The 16,452-nt window shown below is 63.1% G+C and carries 14 protein-coding genes; 10 read left to right on the forward strand and 4 right to left on the reverse strand.

Annotation, left to right across the window (positions count from 1 at the left end):
- The first annotated feature begins 10 nt into the window (after positions 1 to 10).
- The 3 genes from AC1M7R_RS25640 to AC1M7R_RS25650 are packed head-to-tail and all read left to right on the forward strand — an operon-like array spanning position 11 to position 3,534.
- Positions 11 to 784: an alpha/beta hydrolase gene (locus AC1M7R_RS25640; RefSeq protein ID WP_072398371.1), complete on the forward strand. Its 774-nt coding sequence runs from the start codon at positions 11 to 13 to the stop codon at positions 782 to 784.
- 55 nt (positions 785 to 839) lie between these two features.
- Entirely contained in the window at positions 840 to 2,417 is a 1,578-nt protein-coding gene (locus AC1M7R_RS25645) for a GMC family oxidoreductase (RefSeq protein WP_072458938.1), read from the forward strand.
- Between the two features lie 4 nt (positions 2,418 to 2,421).
- Entirely contained in the window at positions 2,422 to 3,534 is a 1,113-nt protein-coding gene (locus AC1M7R_RS25650) for an FAD-dependent monooxygenase (protein ID WP_490610096.1), read from the forward strand.
- A 30-nt stretch (positions 3,535 to 3,564) separates the two neighbouring features.
- Here AC1M7R_RS25650 and AC1M7R_RS25655 read toward each other — a convergent pair whose 3' ends face one another.
- Positions 3,565 to 5,586, reverse strand: a complete 2,022-nt coding sequence (locus AC1M7R_RS25655) for a sigma-54-dependent Fis family transcriptional regulator (RefSeq protein ID WP_072398374.1) — start codon at positions 5,584 to 5,586, stop codon at positions 3,565 to 3,567.
- Between the two features lie 181 nt (positions 5,587 to 5,767).
- Between AC1M7R_RS25655 and AC1M7R_RS25660 the strand changes: the two genes are divergently transcribed.
- From AC1M7R_RS25660 to AC1M7R_RS25670, 3 genes are read left to right on the forward strand one after another with little or no spacing between them, the layout of a single operon-like run.
- The gene (locus AC1M7R_RS25660) at positions 5,768 to 6,784 is read left to right on the forward strand and encodes a Gfo/Idh/MocA family oxidoreductase (protein ID WP_072398375.1); all 1,017 of its coding nucleotides are present in this window, start codon (positions 5,768 to 5,770) and stop codon (positions 6,782 to 6,784) included.
- Between the two features lie 4 nt (positions 6,785 to 6,788).
- Positions 6,789 to 7,580, forward strand: a complete 792-nt coding sequence (locus AC1M7R_RS25665; protein WP_072398376.1) for a TIM barrel protein — start codon at positions 6,789 to 6,791, stop codon at positions 7,578 to 7,580.
- A 45-nt stretch (positions 7,581 to 7,625) separates the two neighbouring features.
- Positions 7,626 to 8,546: a sugar ABC transporter substrate-binding protein gene (locus tag AC1M7R_RS25670; RefSeq protein ID WP_072398377.1), complete on the forward strand. Its 921-nt coding sequence runs from the start codon at positions 7,626 to 7,628 to the stop codon at positions 8,544 to 8,546.
- Between the two features lie 92 nt (positions 8,547 to 8,638).
- On the opposite strand, the gene AC1M7R_RS25675 is transcribed toward AC1M7R_RS25670, so the two are convergent.
- The 3 genes from AC1M7R_RS25675 to AC1M7R_RS25685 all read right to left on the reverse strand — a co-directional run bounded on the left by AC1M7R_RS25675 (position 8,639) and on the right by AC1M7R_RS25685 (position 12,903).
- Complete coding sequence (locus AC1M7R_RS25675; RefSeq protein ID WP_490610097.1) at positions 8,639 to 11,179, reverse strand: EAL domain-containing protein; 2,541 nt, start codon at positions 11,177 to 11,179, stop codon at positions 8,639 to 8,641.
- Between the two features lie 352 nt (positions 11,180 to 11,531).
- A complete protein-coding gene (locus AC1M7R_RS25680) occupies positions 11,532 to 11,969 on the reverse strand; it encodes a GGDEF domain-containing protein (RefSeq protein ID WP_490610098.1) in 438 nt (145 codons plus the stop codon).
- The gene (locus AC1M7R_RS25685; RefSeq protein WP_490610099.1) at positions 11,851 to 12,903 is read right to left on the reverse strand and encodes an AraC family transcriptional regulator; all 1,053 of its coding nucleotides are present in this window, start codon (positions 12,901 to 12,903) and stop codon (positions 11,851 to 11,853) included. The genes AC1M7R_RS25680 and AC1M7R_RS25685 overlap by 119 nt, the downstream gene beginning before the upstream one ends.
- Before the next feature lie 133 nt (positions 12,904 to 13,036).
- On the opposite strand from AC1M7R_RS25685, the gene AC1M7R_RS25690 reads away from it, so the two are divergent.
- The 4 genes from AC1M7R_RS25690 (at position 13,037) to AC1M7R_RS25705 (ending at position 16,424) form a co-directional block, all read left to right on the forward strand.
- Entirely contained in the window at positions 13,037 to 14,221 is a 1,185-nt protein-coding gene (locus tag AC1M7R_RS25690; protein ID WP_072458940.1) for an acetyl-CoA C-acyltransferase family protein, read from the forward strand.
- 14 nt (positions 14,222 to 14,235) lie between these two features.
- Positions 14,236 to 15,087, forward strand: coding sequence for a 3-hydroxybutyryl-CoA dehydrogenase (locus tag AC1M7R_RS25695; protein WP_072431206.1), 852 nt, complete (start codon positions 14,236 to 14,238; stop codon positions 15,085 to 15,087).
- Positions 15,074 to 15,715, forward strand: a complete 642-nt coding sequence (locus AC1M7R_RS25700) for a TetR/AcrR family transcriptional regulator (RefSeq protein WP_337349640.1) — start codon at positions 15,074 to 15,076, stop codon at positions 15,713 to 15,715. The genes AC1M7R_RS25695 and AC1M7R_RS25700 overlap by 14 nt, the downstream gene beginning before the upstream one ends.
- A gap of 463 nt (positions 15,716 to 16,178) precedes the next feature.
- The gene (locus AC1M7R_RS25705) at positions 16,179 to 16,424 is read left to right on the forward strand and encodes a hypothetical protein (RefSeq protein WP_143007953.1); all 246 of its coding nucleotides are present in this window, start codon (positions 16,179 to 16,181) and stop codon (positions 16,422 to 16,424) included.
- Positions 16,425 to 16,452 lie beyond the last annotated feature (28 nt).

Consider the following 16,452-nt stretch of genomic DNA (forward strand, 5'->3'; position numbering starts at 1 on the left):
AGCTCATCCCATGAAAACATTCAGATTGAAAGCCATCACCGTCGCCTTTGCCGTTGCAAGCACATTCGCCGCCGGTGTCAGCCAGGCCAAAGATACAACGCCTTCGGTCGTCATCGTACACGGCGCGTTCGCCGACGGCTCCGATTGGGCCAAAGTCGTGCCGCTTCTGCAGGCCAAAGGGGTGGCCGTCTCGGTGGTGCAGAACCCGCTCACCTCCCTGGCCGACGACGTGGCCGCCACGCAGAGAACACTCAACAACCAGTCGGGCCCCGTCGTGCTGGTCGGTCACTCCTGGGGCGGCACTGTCATTACCCAGGCCGGCAACGACGAGAAAGTCCGCGCCCTGGTCTACGTCGCCGCCTTCGCGCCCGATGCCGGACAAACCAGCGGCGAACAGGGCAAAGGCGCGCCCACGCCTCCTGGTATCAGTCAGATCAAGGCGGACGGCAACGGTTTCCTCTACCTCACGCCAGAAGGCATGGCCAAGGACTTCGCCCAGGATCTCCCCGCGGCACAGACCGCCGTGATGACTGCGACGCAAGGCCCTATCAAGGCCTCCGCCTTCGAGGACAAGACGACCGTCTCCGCCTGGAAGACCAAGCCGTCCTGGTACCTGCTCGCCCGCGAAGACCGGATGATCCATCCCGATGTCCAGCGTTCCGCCGCCAAGCGTATCGGCGCCACCCTGACGGAGCTGCGCACCAGCCATGTTCCCCAGCAGTCGCAGCCAGCCGAAGTGGCCAAGGTGATCCTCGAGGCAGTGAACAGCGTCGACAAACAGTGATCGCCGCCTCTTCACAGCCCTGAACTCAACCGCTGCATTTGTACGGAACGGACGCATGGATCATCTGCATGATCGTCACTATGACTTCATCGTATGTGGCGCAGGTACGGCGGGCTGCGTGGTCGCGGCCCGCCTCGCTCGCCAGGACAACGTACGCGTACTGCTGATCGAAGCCGGCCAGGCGTACGCCGGCCCTGAGGTGGTCGAGCCCGGCCAATGGCCGTTGAACCTCGGCTCCGAGCGCGATTGGGCCTTCGCCGGGCAGCCCAACCCCCATCTCAACGGTCGCCGCCTGGCCTTGAACATGGGCAAGGGCCTGGGGGGCGGCTCCAGCATCAATGTGATGGTCTGGGCCCGCGGGCATCGAACGGACTGGGATCATTTCGCGGCCGAGTCCGGCGATCCTGCCTGGGGTTACGACTCGGTACTGGACTACTACCGGCGGATCGAGAACTGGCAAGGCATACCGGACGCCGCACGGCGCGGTTCGGGTGGTCCTGCGCACGTCGAGCAACCGGCCGAGCCCCAGCCCCTGGCCTGGGCAACGCTGGAAGCGGCCAATCGCCTGGGCATTCCCCGCTATGACAGTCCCAACGGAGCGATGATGGAAAGCCCGGGCGGGGTCGCGATCACCGATCTGCGCATCAACCAGGGCAGGCGCGAATCCGTTTACGACTCCTATCTTCGACCATTGCTGAAGCAGCCGAATCTGACGGTGCTCACCGGCGCATGGGTCTGCCGGGTGCTGTTGCGCGGCACAACGGCGATCGGAGTCGAAGCGGTGGTCGATGGTCAGCGCCAGCGCTTCCATGCCCACGCCGAGGTCATCTTGTCCATGGGCGCGGTGAACACGCCCAAGGTGCTGATGCAGTCAGGTATCGGCCCGGAAAGCGAACTGCGCCCCCATGGCATCGCGCCGATCAGTCACCTGCCCGGCGTGGGTCGCAATTTCCAGGACCATATCGCCTTTGGCTGCACCTGGGAGTACCTGCATCCCCAGGCGGTGGGCGGCGGTGGTTGTGAGACCACGCTGTACTGGAAAAGCGACAGCCGCCTGGATGCCCCGGACCTTCTGCACTGTCAGTTGGAATTCGCGGTGCCCTCCCCAGCCGAAGTCGACATCCAGCCACCGCCACAGGGTTGGACGATGTTCGCCGGGCTGGCCCGTCCCGTCAGCCGAGGGGCCGTGCGCCTGTCGGGGGCCGGCCCCCTGGATGCCCCGCTCATCGAGCCGAACTCGCTGAGCGCGCCCGAGGACATGGCGGCGGCATTCGCATCGGTCGATCTCTGCCGGGCACTGGGCAACAGCGAAGCCTTCGACGGCCTGGTCAAGCGCGAAGTCGTACCCGGCCCCAGGGATCACCGCGCCATGGAGCAATTCATCCGCAACGCCGCCGTGTCCTACTGGCACCCGTGCTGCACCGCCAGAATGGGCCGCGACGAGATGTCCGTGGTCGATCATCGGCTGCGGGTGCATGGCTTCGAGAAACTGCGCATCGCCGATGCCTCGATCATGCCCAGGATCACCGTCGGCAATACCATGGCCCCTTGCGTGGTCATCGGCGAACGAGCCGCAGATCTCCTCCTCGCCGCGCACGGTATGATCGCGCCAACCACAGCAACCATCGGGTAATGCAATGAGAATACTGATCGTGGGCGGCGGTATCGCTGGCCTGGCAATGGCCAGGGCGCTGGAACTCAAGGGATTGCGCCCCGACCTGATCGAACGCAAGGCCGACGTGCCCCAAGGCGGGACCGGGCTCTACTTGCCAGGCAACGCAGCCCGGGCCTTGCAAGCCCTGGGATTGCTGGATGCGACCTCAGCGCTGGCGACACCGATCAAGACCCAGCGCATCCTGGACCACAAAGGCCGACCGTTGAGCATTACCCAGACCCAGGACGTCTGGGCATCCTGCGGGCCGTGCCTGGCGCTTCCCCGTGGCGTCCTCCACGCAACGCTGCGCCAATCGCTGCGTGAAACACACCTGCGTTTCGGGACTTCGATCAGCGAGATCGAACCCCTCGAAAAGACCAGCCTGGCGACCTTTTCCGACGGGACCATGGTCGAGTACGACCTCGTCATCGGCGCCGACGGCGTTCATTCGAAGGTACGTCAAAGCGTGTTCCCTGAGGTCTTGAGCCAGTATGTCGGGAACGTCTGTTGGCGCTTCATCACCGCCGACACCGTGGGCATCGATGCCTGGACAGTGATGCTCGGGGACTCGATGAGCCTGCTGGCGCTGCCCATCGGTGACGGGCAGGTCTACATGTATGCCGATAGGAGCGCCAGCGAACGGGAAGCGCAGCAGGACCTGGCCCAACTACCCCGCAATGCCCTGCTCGAGACATTCCCGACACCGTTGTCCGCGCTTGTCGAGCAGATGCCTGCACACACCCAGGTCCATGCTGGTCGTCTGGAGCAGGTGGTCATGGAGGATTGGGTCTCGGGGCATGTAGTGCTGATCGGCGATGCGGCGCACGCGTCTTCTCCGAGCATGGCACAAGGGGCTGCGATGGCGATGGAGGATGCGCTGGTGCTGGCTGAGATGCTATCCGCCAGTGAGCGCATCGGCGATGCCCTTGCTGGCTATACGCAACGACGCAAGCCACGCGTCGATTGGGTCCAGAAGCAATGCATCGCCCGGGACAAGATGCGCAGGCTGCCTGGCTGGGGCCGCGCGTCTGTGCTCAAGCTGGCGGGCAATCTGCTGTACCGGCGAAGCTACACGCCATTGACCGAACCGATATGAACCGCGGCTGGACGAGGCGCCGACGCCCTCCTATTCGTGGCGCCGGCCTGACATTCGTGGCGAAGGCGCCGAGGCCCCTCGAAAGTTGGCTGCGCTAAGCCCGTAGCGTTTGAGCTTGACGTAGAGTCCCGCCCGCGAAATGCCAAGGCGACTCGCCGTCTGGCGCAAGTTACCCCCCGAGTCTTTCAAGGCCGCACGGATCAGTTCGCGCTGCCCCTGCTCCAAGGGCGTCAGGCGCTCCTCGTCCTGCGCTGTTCTTGCGGTATCGACGAGCAGCGCGGGGGGAAAGTCTGCAGGCTCGATGAACGCACCCTGGGCGAGATTCATGGCTCGCTCGATGACGTTTTCCAACTCCCGGACGTTGCCGGGCCAGTCGTGAGCCATCAACCGCGCCAGCGCCTCGTCGGAAATGGCCAGCGGCGGTCGCTCCAGGTTGCGGCCCAGGCGCTTGAGCAGTGTTGCCACCAGCAGCGGGATATCCTCGCGGCGCTCGCGCAGCGCAGGCACCTGCAGGGTGAGGACGTTGAGGCGATAGAAGACGTCTTCGCGAAAGGTTCCTTCCGCCACGGCCTGGGCCAGGTCGCGGTGGGTGGCGGCGATGACCCGCACGTCCACCGCCTGGGCCTTCCTCGCCCCGACGCGGGTGACCTCGCCTTCCTGCAACACCCGCAACAGGCTGATCTGGGCCTCGAGGGGCATGTCGCCGATCTCATCGAGAAACAGGGTCCCGCCGTCGGCCAGTTCGAATTTGCCGGCCGCGCCACCCCGCGCAGCACCGGTGAAGGCCCCCTCGACATGACCGAACAACTCGCTCTGCACCAGATCCCTTGGGATGGCGCCACAGTTCACCGCCACGAAAGGACCGTGGCGACGTCCGCTGGCATTGTGGATGGCTTGGGCGAACAGTTCCTTGCCCACCCCGCTTTCCCCCAGCACCAGCACCGTGGCTTCGCTGCGACTGGCCGCCTGTGCCAGTTGCAGGCTGGCCTGCAGCGCCGCCGAACGGCCCTGGATATCGGCGAAGCTGTAGCGCGCCCGGGTCCCCAGCAACTGGCGGGTAATCTCACGGATGCGGCGGTTTTCACGGAGCGACAGCACCCAGCCGCCCTGGGCGATGGGACAGGCCGAGGCCAGGCACGGCAGACCGCTGCCATCGGGCAGCAGCAGCGTAAGATCGCGATCCTGGCGCTCCCAGCGCCGGTCCAACCAGACATCGAGGTCGGTGTCCTGGGTGATGAGGCTGGCGAAGGGGCGGCCCTGCTGCGGCTCGTCGAGCTGCAACAGCCGCCGGGCATAGCCGTTCAGGCTACGGATCCGGCGGTCATCGTCCAGCAGGATGACCCCTTCGTTGAGCACCTCCAGTACCCGCTGTTGCTCCTCCAGCAACGCCTTGAGCGCCAGTTGCCGGGAGATGGCCTCGGCCGCTGCCTGTACGGTGCCAAGGGTGTGGCAATGGAAATTGCCCACGGCCGCTGTGAGCGTCAGGGCGCCCAGCAGGCGTCCCTGGGTATCGCGCACCGGTGCCGAAGCACAATGCATGTGTCGCTCGCGCAGTTCCCGCTTGAAGTTCTCTGCGGCCAGGACGAATACCAGGCGCTGCTCGCGCAGCGCCAAACCCGTGCAATTGGTCCCTTGAACCTGCTCCAGCAGGCGGCTCCCCAACGGGGTCAGGTCCACCCCACAAGCGCTGAGGGTCACGCCATCGGCGTCCGCCAGATTGAGGTGGCCGTCCGGGTTGTAGCGCAACAGGTCGGCCATGATCGGTGCGGCGATGTCCAGCAGCTCGCGATGGGCAGCGAGACGGCTCGCCAGATCCTCGGGGGAGACGAATTCATAGTGGAATTCATCCGCGGCAATGCCTGCCTCCCGGCTGCGTAGCCAGGACGCGCGAATCACCGGTCGTACAGCGGCCAGATCGCAATCGCCAGCCAGGCAGGCTTCCCATGCCGCGTGCAGGGAATGCTGGGTGGCGTCGGCGGATGAAGGCTGCTGCAGCTCGGTGACGAACAGCAGCTCTTGTTCAAGGTCGGTCGCGGCGGTCAGGGGCGTCATGGGTCAGTCTTGTCCAGAGGTTGGACATGTCCAGCTAGACATGTCTTTTTCTTAGACATAGACAGTAGCAGGCAAGCCGCCAAAGCGCCTGGAAACGGGGGCTGGAGGAGTGGCATGGCGATTGCTCCCGGGCTATCAAGGCCCACGGCCGCCTATAACAACCACAAAAGGACGCCCTTCCATGCCGCATTCCAAGACACCTCTGTCCCTCGGCCTCATCGGTACCGGTCGCATGGGCACATTCCACGCCACCGCCCTCGCCCGGCATCTTTACGGCGCCCGCCTGGTTGCCCTGGCCGATCCAGCCCCGGGTGCCGCCGCTCGACTTGGGGAGACCCTGGATGTCGAGCGCATCTACACCGATCCCCAGGCACTGATCGAGGACCGCGCCGTGGACGCGGTGGTGATCGTCGCTCCGGCACGCAGTCACGCCGAACTGGTGGTGGCGGCCGCCCGCGCTGGCAAGCCGGTATTCTGCGAGAAACCCATGGCAGTGACCCTGGAAGAAGCCGACCGGGCCATCGCGGCCTGCGCCCAAGCCCGTGTCGCCCTGCAGGTTGGCTTCAATCGGCGCTTCGCCACCAGTTTTCGTACGGCGCGCGACTTGATCCTCGCGGGTCGCATCGGCACGCCGCAACTGCTGCGCTCGCTCACCCGGGATCCGGCCCTGCACAATCCCGCCGCGGTGAAACCCTGGACCATTTTCCTGGAAACCCTGATCCACGATTTCGACACCCTCAACTTTTTCAACCCAGGCGCCAAAGCCACCCAGGTGTATGCGGTGGCCGACGCCTTGGTACGACCCGATTTGCGCGACCAGGGGTTGCTCGATACCGCAGTGGTCACCGTCCGCTACGATAACGGCGCCATCGCTACCGCCGAGGCCAACTTCCAGGCGGTATACGGCTATGACGTACGTGGCGAGGTGTTCGGCAGCGCAGGCATGCTCACCGCCGGCGACGTGCGCACCAGCGAGCTGGTCTGCTACGGAGCCGAAGGCATCAGCCAGACCACCCAGCGCTCGGATGCGCAGCTGCTGCGCGACGCCTATCTGGCCGAGCTGCGCGCCTTCGTCGACGCCGTGCGCGGCGGCACCCCCGTGCCGGTGGACGGAACCGACGCCCGGGCCGCCCTGGCCATCGCTCTGGCGGCCATCGAATCGGTGAAATCCGGCCAGCCGGTCGCCGTCGGAGCGTGATGCCATGACCTCTACCACACCTTTTGTACTGGCCGTCAGCGCCGAGATGGTCTTTATCGACCTGCCCTTCGTCGAGCGGGTTCGTCGCTTGCACGCCCTGGGTTTCGCAGTGGAAATCTGGGACTGGACGCGCCACGACATCGACGCCCTGGCCGCTACCGGCGCCCGCTTCACCTCCATGACCGGGTATGTTTCGGGCGACCTGGTCACCGCCGAGGGACGCGCCGCACTGCTGGCCAGTGCCCGGGAGTCTCTGGCCGTCGCAGAGCGGCTCGGCTGCCCCTCCCTCAACCTGCATGGCACCGGCCTGGACAGCAACGGCCTGCCGGTCAGGCCCCTGCCCACCGTGACTGGCGCGCAATGGCTGGCCGCGCGGGACACCCTCATGGCGATCGCGCGCCTGGGCGAGGCCGCTGGCAAAGTCTTCCTCCTGGAGAATCTCAACACCGCGGTGGATCATCCGGGGGTTCCCTTTGCGCGTGCCGAAGACACTCTGGCGCTGATCGAGGCCGTGGACAGCCCACACCTGCGGCTCAATCTGGACCTCTATCACGCCCAGATCGGCGAGGGCAATCTGATCGAGTTGATCCGGCGCGCCGGGGCGGCTATCGGCGAGATCCAGGTGGCCGACGTGCCGGGCCGCTGCGAACCCGGCACCGGCGAAATCCATTACCCCGCCATCGCCCGGACGCTTGCCGAGCTGGGTTATCGAGGCGTGGTCGGTCTGGAGGGCTGGGCGGCGGATGGCAATTGCGAACGTGCGCTCCAGCGTTTCAAAAGTGCCTTCACGTTATAGATCCAGGTTTTCATCCCGTTTGCATAACAACAAAAGGAACCGGACATGCTACTTCGCAAACTGCTGTGCGCCGCCTTCGCGCTTTCCCTCACTCCCCTGGCCCTGGCCGACTACCGCATCGGTGTCAGCATTGCCAAGGTCGACGACAACTTCATGACCTACGTTCGCCGTAACCTCGAGGAAGCCGGCAAGACGCAAAAGGTCTCCCTGCAATTCGAGGACGCCCAGGGCGATGTCGTGCGCCAGCTCAACCAGGTACAGAGTTTCCTGGCCCAGAACGTCGACGCCGTGATCGTGCTGCCGGTGGACACCGCCGCCACCGTCAACATCACCCAGGCCGCCACCTCCGCCAAGGTCCCGCTGGTCTACGTCAACCGCCGCCCCGACGATCCCGGCATTCCCAACGGTGTGGTTGCCGTGGCCTCGGATGACCTGCAGGCCGGCCAACTGCAGGCCCGGTTCATTGCCAAGCGGTTGAACGGCAAGGGCAGCATCGCCCTGATCATGGGTGAACTGACCCAAAACGCCACCCGGGGCCGTTCCGAAGGCCTCAAGGAGGGCCTCAAGGCCTTTCCGGGCATTCAGGTGGTGGTGCAGCAGAACGCCGATTGGGATCGCAGCAAGGGCATGGACCTGACGAGCAACTGGTTGACCGCTGGTACAGACTTCGACGCCGTCGTCGCCAACAACGACGAAATGGCGATCGGCGCTGCCATGGCGTTGCGCCAGGCTGGCAGGGAGGACGTCCCCGTGGTGGGTGTGGATGGCTTGCCCGATGGCCAGGCGGCCATCAAGCGCGGCCTGTTGGCGGCTTCGGTGTTTCAGGATCCCAGGGGCCAGGCGCTGCAGGCCGTGCAGGCCGCGCTGAAGATGATCCGCAAGGAGCCGGTGCAGGGAGACGTCTGGGTCCCCTACGAACTGATCACCGCAGACAATCTGGCGACCTATGCGGCACGCTTCAAATAGTGCAGGCCGATGCACGCTTGAAGCCGGTTCGCTCCCAGCGCCCCGAGCAGGTGGCCATAAAAAACCCGGCTCGTGGGCTGGGTCAACCACATCTACACGTAGCGCGCCCTGATCCAGGGGCCTATTTCCTCGGCCACCAAGGGCCTCGAATACAGGAACCCTTGAACGATCCGGTACCCCTGGTTTTGCAAGACTTGCTGTTGCGCCAACGTCTCGACGCCCTCGGCGACCACTCTCATCTGCAAGCTTTCGCCGATACGGATGACGGCCTCGCTCAAGGCCTGGCTGGTCGTATCGCACTCAAGGTCGTGGACGAAGCTTCGATCAAGCTTGAGCTCCTGGATCGGCAAGCGCCGCAGGTAGCTGAGGCTTGAATAACCGGTACCGAAATCATCCATTGCCAGGGTTATACCCAAGGCATGAACCTGCTCGATGGTGGTCAGCGTGTCCGGATTGATGTCCATCAGCACATTTTCGGTAATCTCCAATGTCAGGTCCCTGGCTTGCAGGCCATGGTCCCGCAGCGTCCGCATCAGGATCGTCGGAAGGTCACGGTCATGAAAATGGGTGGGCGACATGTTCACCGATACCGCCGGCACCAACAGTCCCTGCTTGCGCCACGCGGCCAATTGACGACAGGCCTCGCTGAGCACCCAGAGGCCCAGCTCGCTGATCAGCCCGCACTCCTGCGCCAGCGCAATGAAACGAGCGGGCGAAATCTCTCCCAGTTGGGGATGCGTCCAACGCGCGAGCACTTCCACCCCATACAACGCCGACCGGCCCAGATCGATCTGCGGCTGATAGGCCAGGTGCAGGGATCGCTGATCCATCGCCTCACGCAGCGCCGCTTCCAGGCGCAACCGGCATTGGGTCAGTTGGCTAAGCCCATCGTTGAAGAAACAGACGCTTCCCCGCGCACGAGTCTTGGCTTGGTACATCGCCATGTCGGCGCGGTGCAGGAGCACCTCCATGGTGCAGCCATCCTCGGGAAACAGGCTGACGCCAATACTCGCCGAGGGCCTGAGGGTCACACCGCACACCTGGCTAGGAACATTCAGGCGTGCCCGCAGTTTCTCGATCAGGTCGATCGCCTGCGCCGAGTCGCATTGAGGCAGCACCAGCACGAACTCATCGCCCGATAACCGACTGACGATATCGTGCTCACGCCGGTCCTCGGACAGGCGATGGGCGACCAGACGCAGAAACTCATCGCCGGCCGGATGCCCCAACGAATCGTTGACCTGCTTGAACCGGTCCATGTCGATGAACACCACAGCCAGGTTCGACTGATGTCTGGACGCATCGGCGATCGCCTGCTCGGCCCGGGCGTGGAGCAGATTGCGATTGGCCAGCCCCGTCAGTTCGTCATAGAACGCCAGCTTGCGTATGTGCTGGCGCGACTCTTCCCGCTCCAGCGCCAAGGCACACAAATGAATGCAGGCGTCGACAAGCAACTGATGAAGCCTGCTTGGCTGGCCTGAGTCGCGGTAGTAGAAAGCGAACAGGCCGAGCACTCGTCCGTCGTTGGACTTGACGGGCGTCGCCCAGCATCTCGTCAGGCCCAGTGGCTGCTTCTGCTCCTTGAATCGTGCCCAGAACGGATGAGCGTCGAGTTCGCTTATCGTGGCGGCCTCGCCGCTGAATACCGTCGCAGCCAAGGCATCGAGCCCGGCTCCCATGGCCGTGCCGTCCAGGGCCATGCAAAAGCCTGACGGCAAGCCAGGGGCAGCCAATGTCTGCAGGCACCCGCGGTCATCGACATGCAGGACCGAAGCAGTGACTTCAGGGGCAATACGTTGGACTTCGAGGCATGCCAGGTTCAAGACGGTTTTCAATGACTCCTCGCGCACCATCGCCTCGAGAATCTTGTGGCGCAGCACCTCATGCATCCGCGTATGCGTCACGTCCGTCAACACGCTTACGGTGTTGGCCAGTTGTCTATGGGCATCGTGGACCGAATGGCTGGTGATGTTGCACCACACCCGCGGCCCTTCCCGGTGATAGCCATAGTTCTGTCCGTGATAGACATGGTGTCTGGCCACCTGGTGGCGAATCCCTGCGACCTGGCGGTGTTCAAGGTGCGGCGCGAGCAGCTCGATTGGCGTCTTGCCGGCAGCCTCTTGAGCGCCATAGCCGAACATCTGGACGAAACCGTCATTGACGAAAATGATCCGCCAGGAGGCATCCGTTATGAGGATGGCGTTTTCGGTGGTGTCGACGACCAGCGACAAGAGATACAGGCGATGCTGTTCTTCATGTTGCTGGGTAATGTCCTTGATGAAGGCGGTATACAGGATCTGCCCTTGAGTCTCGACCCTCGAAATGGACATCGCCCCCCAACGACGAGAGCCGTCCTTGCGCTCGATCGGCACAGTGCGACTGGTGCCGACGATCTTGTTGATGCCGGTGCGGCGGTTGGCATCGATGAACCCATCGTGATGAGGGCGAATCTTCTGCGGGACCAACAGGTCCACATTTCGGCCCATGACTTCGTCAGGACTGTACCCCCAAAGCTTCTGGGCAGCCTCGTTGAACAAGATGATGGAGTTATGGCTGTCGATGACGACGACGCTGTCGACACTCTGCTCCAGGGTCTGGATGAAGACTTGCGAAAGATCCTTATGATCCGGCATGGCAGTGATCTACTGAAGGAGATGGGCATGAGCAGAATCCCTTCCAGTACTTGATGCTTGGCGAGGCGAATCCAGCCTCGCTGCGATCCTGCGAAGACGTTGCAATGGAGATGCAAGCCAAGAGTGACGGGGTGGCGGGAAGAACTGAAGCAAGACGTCGGGTCGGCAAGAAACCTCTGCGAACACGGCTGCAGGCTGGCATATACGGGCGTATCTCTTATTGGTAGAAGCACAGGCGAATGAATACCAATGTGCCACTACCCGACATTCCTCCCTTGACTCAAATCAACGAACCGCAGCAGTGGGTTGCTACCGGTTGAGACAGGCCTCGATCCTGACCGTTGACGACCTGCTACCAGTCTGCAGATCGCCCTTGGGATTGCGTCGGCTGCTCGACACAGGCAGGAGCAGCTCGTGCTCGATTGCGACCTGCGTGCTTGGCGCTGTATAGCGCATCGTCCGCACGCACGATCAGTTGGCTCGGACTGTCTCCCGCCAGCGACAGGGAGGCCACTCCACAACTGATCGTGATCTGCAATGGGCCTCGGTCCGTTTGAATAATGGCCGCTTCGATGGTCACGCGTAGCTTCTCGGCCACCGCCAGCGCATCGACCCCGCTGGTATGAGGAAGGACCACCCCGAACTCCTCTCCTCCAAGCCTGCCGAACACGTCATGGGCCCGAAGCACGCCGTTGCAGAGAGTGGCCACCTGTTTCGCGCCCCTGAAACCGCAACCGGTACTGCCCAGGGCTCTCTCCGGTCCATTTCTTGAATGCCCGGTGAAAAGCACTCGGCTCCTGGAACCCCAGCTGCTCGGCGATCTCGCTGATGTTCGCCTGGCCCTGGCGCAGCCGTTCGAACGCCACCCCGCGCCGTACCTCGTCCTTGATTTCCTGGTATGAACAGCCCTCACGCCCCAGCTTGCGGCGCAAGGTGCTGGGGCTCAGGCGCTGTTCCAGGGCGAAGGCCTGCAAGGTGGGCCATTCGCTGTAATGGCTATGGCGCAGGCGCTGGTAGACCTGGGATGCCAACCCATGCTGGTTGCGGAAGCGAATCACCAGCCATTGGGGAGCGGTACGCAAGAATACTTTCAGCGAGGCCAGGTCCTGGACCACCGGCAGCCGCAGGTAGTGACTGGCGAACTCGATTTCGGTGTGTTCGGTGCCAAAGGTCAGGTTCGGCCCCCAGAGCAAGGGATCATCCTGCAGTGACAGGCGGGTATGGTGAAAATCCGCCCGGTCGATGGGGATGCGCCGTCCGCCCAGCCAACACAGCAGGCTGATCATCAATACCATGAACGTTTCCTCCCCCAGTCTGCCGAGCTCACGGCTCTGCGAACGGGTCTGCAAGCTGATGACCGCGCGCTTGCCCCGCACACTCAACGTGCCACGGAAATCACGCAGGAACAGTCCGAAGTTGGCCAGGCACTGGCGCATGGCTTTTTCCAGCGTCGGTTCCTGGATCAATGCCCGGCAGATCAAGGCAAAGCTGCCCGGCGGCATGCCATGGGAGTCCAGCTGGAAAAACTCGTCGTTCAACTCACGAATCTGCACCAGCCACAACGCGGCGAAAGCCTTGGCCGGTACCCGTGCCGTCGGCTGATCCAACCATGCCGGATCGATCCCCACCTGCTCGAGCACCGAGCGCAGGCGCTGCGGCTCGTCACGCAGTGCATGAAGCATGGGGTACATGAAGTAGACCGCCACCGAGTCCGTTTCCCGCATTGTTGAACGCCCCTCTTGTCACCCCTGGACATGGCAAAAAACGCCATCACCCCTGGACAGTTTTGGCATAGGCCAGTGGCGCTGCAGATTCTAGACTCCTAGCCAACAAAAAAGACCTGCCTGGAGAGTCGCCATGAACCCTTCCGATATTTTTGTGATGAGCGCCGTCCGTTCTGCCATCGGCAGCTTCGGCGGTTCGCTCAAGGATGTGCCGCCTGTCCAGCTGGCAACCGACATTTGCCGCGCCGCTATCGAGCGGTCGGGCCTGGCGCCCGAACACATCGGCCATGCGGTGATGGGCCATGTGATCCCCACCGAAGCGCGTGATGCCTATATTTCACGGGCCGTGGCGATGAATGCGGGTCTGCCGAAAGAGACGCCTGCCTTCAACGTCAACCGCCTTTGCGGTTCGGGTCTGCAGGCAATCGTCAGCGCCGCGCAAAGCCTGATGCTGGGAGATGCCGGCGCGGCGCTGGCCGGTGGCGTCGAGTCCATGAGCCGAGGCGCGTACCTGCTGCCGCAGGCCCGCTGGGGCGCACGAATGGGCGACATGCAGGCCATCGACTACATGCTTGGGGTCCTGCAGGACCCGTTTGGCGGGTTCCACATGGGCATCACCGCTGAAAACATCGCCGAGCACTACGGCATCAGTCGTCAGGCCCAGGATGAATTGGCGGTCCTCAGCCAGCAGCGGGCCGCCCGGGCGATTGCCGAAGGGCGTTTCGATGGGCAGATCGTGCCGATCGAAATCAGCACCCGCAAAGGAACGGTTTCCTTTGCCACGGATGAGCATGTCCGAGGTGAGGTGGATGTCGAGCAATTGAGCCGCATGAAACCCGCCTTCAAGAAGGACGGCAGCGTTACCGCCGGCAATGCGTCCGGCCTCAACGACGGGGCCGGTGCATTGATCCTGGCCACGGGCCAGGTCGTCCAGGCTCAAGGCCTCAAGCCCATGGCCCGATTGGTGGGTTACGCCCATGCCGGCGTCGAGCCTTCGATGATGGGCCTGGGACCGATTCCCGCCACCCGCCTGGTGCTCAAGCGCGCCGGCCTGACCGTCGCCGACCTGGACGTCATTGAGTCCAACGAAGCCTTCGCTGCCCAGGCCTGTGCCGTCGCGCAAGAGCTGGGGTTCGACCCGCAGAAGGTCAACCCGAACGGATCGGGCATTTCCCTGGGGCATCCGGTAGGCGCGACCGGCGCCATCATCGCCACCAAGGCCATCCATGAATTGCATCGCTGCCAGGGCCGCTATGCCCTGGCAACCATGTGCATTGGCGGCGGCCAAGGCATCGCCGTGTTGTTCGAACGGGTGTGATCCAGGAGATGCGCATGAATCCACGAAATATCGGCGTCATTGGCGCCGGCACCATGGGCAACGGTATTGCCCAGGTCTGCGCCTTGGCCGGCTTCGACGTAACGCTGATCGACATCAGCGAGACGGCCCTGCAGAAAGCCATCGCGACGATTGATAAAAATCTCGACCGCCAGGTCGCCAAGGACACGCTGACCCCCGAGCGAAAATGCGCAGCCTTGGACAGGATCCGCACCCGCTGCGATTACGACAGCCTCCAGGATGCGCAACTGGTGATCGAGGCCGCCACCGAAAACCTCGACTTGAAGCTGCGCGTCCTGCAACAGATCGCGGCCCAGGTCAGCGCCGATTGCGTGATCGCCTCGAACACTTCGTCACTGTCCATCACCCAGCTCGCCGCCAGCGTCAGCCGACCTGAGCGCTTCATCGGCCTGCACTTCTTCAATCCGGTGCCGGTGATGGGCCTGATCGAAGTGATTCGTGGCCTGCAGACCAGCGACGCCACCCACGCCCTGGCGCTGGACATGGCCACCGCCCTCGGCAAGACCGCCATCACCGCCGGCAACCGTCCGGGATTCGTGGTCAACCGGATCCTGGTGCCGATGATCAATGAAGCGATACTGGTGTTCCAGGAAGGCCTGGCCAGTGCCGAGGATATCGACGCGGGCATGCGCCTGGGCTGCAACCAGCCGATCGGCCCTCTGGCCCTGGCGGACCTGATCGGCCTGGACACGGTGCTGGCAATCCTCGAAGCCTTCTACGAGGGCTTCAACGACAGCAAGTACCGCCCTGCCCCGTTGCTCAAGGAAATGGTCGCCGCCGGTTACCTGGGACGCAAGACGGGGCGTGGCTTCCATGCCTATGCCTGAACGCTGCTCACGCTTCGCCGAATACCGGGACAAGGTGCTGGAGCTCTTTGCCTGCAAGGGTTTCGGTCAAGTCGGCATGCGTGAGCTCGCAACCTGCCTGGGGCTCGCCCCAGGCTCGCTGTATCACCATTACCCCAGCAAGCAGCATTTGCTGCTCGACCTGATCGAAGAGTTCTACGAAGAGTTGCTCGCCACCCTGCAACGCGTCGAACGAACCGCCCCGGCGAAACGCGACAGGCTCGACCTTGTGATCCGCGCGCACCTGAACCTGCATCTGGAGATGCCTTGGCATTTCCGTCTGGCGGAACGTGACAGCGGTTGCCTGAACGAGGCGCAACAGGAACGGGTCCGGCAGTTGCGCGAACAGTATGAGAGCAAGCTCTTGCTGCTGCTCGGCGTGCGCCTGCAACTCGACGAACAAGGCCAGATGGCTGCCGCTCATGCCATTGCCGCCTTGCTCAACAGCGCGCCCAGTTGGCTTGGTCAATATGCGCTGGATGAACAAGCACGCGGCCTGATGATGACAAATATGGTGGGCGGTGCCATCGAGCGCTTGCTGTCGCCAGTTTCTCGCCCCAGCGCGAGAAAACAATCCGCTCGTCAATCAGGTCAGGCTTGCGAAGGGTGAATTGCTTCGAGACCCGCCGCGGTGCCCCACCCTTATCGCCCTCATCCAGATCGCGTTGACAGCGGCATGTACCCCCGCCATCGCAGCCCTGGGCCCTTTAAAAGTGATTCGAATCAAGGTATTGCACGATCATTTTTGAGCAGAATCCACGGATCGAAACAGCAGTCCCCCCACCCAGCCGCAGCGTCACTTTCAACCCTTTATTTACGGGCCATTACCTCAGCTCAACCCATAGTATTAACCCAGCCCTCCAAGCAATAGCGCCAATATACTGTCGCCATTTTTGGCAAAAATGCCACAAACTAAAATAGTGACGTTTTTCCGACAAATGGCATCACCATGCCATTGCTGGGTGTTCGAATGAAGGCTCATCATCCGCGTGTCATTGCTACTCGTTTGCCCCTTCAAGGGCTGGCGCAGGACGCAACAATCGCATCGCTTCTATGGGAGCAACACCGGGATGATGACTGTATACGTTATGGTCATGGCGATCTGCAGTGGCAAGGAAGGCTGCGTGGAAGAACGCAAGCCGGGACCGACCTATGCCACCAAGGAAATATGCATGGAAACGGCCAGGGGCATGGCGCCCCGCAAGGGCGTGAAATTCAAATGCCGCCGTCAGCAAGTGCAATTGATCGTGCCGATCAACATACCCCATGCGGCCGGTCTCGAGAACGTGGTCTCGACCGACACCAAAAGGCAGCCTTAGGCTCTGTCCGAAAAATCTTGAGCCCAAG

The organism is Pseudomonas sp. MS01C9, assembly GCF_058202755.1.